The organism is Endozoicomonas sp. SESOKO3 (genome assembly GCF_024606255.1).
Window position 1 is genome coordinate 1 of the sequence record NZ_JAHHPR010000429.1, and the last position, 1,102, is coordinate 1,102.

Annotated in this window: 2 protein-coding genes; both read left to right on the forward strand. The window is 52.9% G+C overall.

Annotation, left to right across the window (positions count from 1 at the left end):
- A partial coding sequence (locus KDK18_RS07435) for a segregation/condensation protein A (RefSeq protein ID WP_257254256.1) occupies positions 1 to 184 on the forward strand: 184 nt, incomplete at its 5' end.
- On the forward strand, positions 184 to 1,089 hold the full coding sequence (gene scpB / locus KDK18_RS07440) for an SMC-Scp complex subunit ScpB (protein WP_257254257.1): 906 nt from the start codon (positions 184 to 186) through the stop codon (positions 1,087 to 1,089). The genes KDK18_RS07435 and scpB, both read left to right, overlap by 1 nt.
- Positions 1,090 to 1,102 lie beyond the last annotated feature (13 nt).

Below are 1,102 nucleotides of genomic sequence, written 5' to 3' on the forward strand. Positions count from 1 at the left end.
GGTCCTGTCCATGCTGACATCTGAACGCTTCACCCCCTTTGTTGCCCTGTTCCGGCTGGAGGAAGGCAAACTCGGTGTCGTCGTTACCTTTATGGCGGTGATGGAACTGATCAAGGAATCCCTGATCGAATTGATACAGAATGAACCTTTTGGTCCCATTCACGTTAAGGCCCGGATTGACTAATGGAAGCAGAACAGCTGCAACGCATCCTGGAAGGAGCCCTGCTGGCCAGCCAGAAACCCCTGACTGAAGAAAAGCTGGCCGCCCTGTTCCCCGAAGACCTTTACCCCGAGGAAGAGCGTCCGGATGGCAACCAGATCCGCGAAGCTCTGGTGTCCATCTCTGAAGCCTGTGAGGGACGGGGCTTTGAACTCAAAAAGGTGGCATCGGGTTACCGCTTCCAGGTCAGACAGGAACTATCCACCTGGGTTGGCAGACTCTGGGAAGAAAAACCACAGCGCTACACACGGGCACTGCTGGAAACTCTGGCACTCATCGCCTATCGTCAGCCAATCACCCGGGGGGAAATTGAAGACATCCGGGGGGTAGCCGTCAGCAGTAACATCATACGAACCCTTCAGGATCGTGAATGGGTACGTGTGGTGGGTCACCGGGATGTGCCGGGTCGCCCGGCCATGTTTGCCACAACTCGTCAGTTTCTGGATTATTTTAATCTGGAAAACCTCAATGAACTGCCCCCCCTATCCGAGATTCGTAATCTGGAGGAAGCTGCCCGGGAGCTGGCTGAAGCCAACGATCAGAGGGAGCCAACGACAGAGGACGCAGAAGATCAGGAGGCCATTGAGATTGAAGGTCAATCCTCTGATGAGCTATTTGCCGAACTGGATGAATTGGAAGCCGATCTGCCAGACAACTTTGATGACCTGATCCGTAAAAAGAAAGCCGAAGCACCAGAGCAAGAAGAGCAGTTAGTTGAACAGGACATTCAGACATCAGAGAAACTGACAGAACTTCCCACTGAAGGCGATGAAACTCGATATCAGACGACCGATATGCCCATTGAGGAAGAGCCCGCTCCTGAAGCAGAAATATCCGGGGAAATATCAAACGAAAGAACTGACCCCTGAACCATGTCTGATC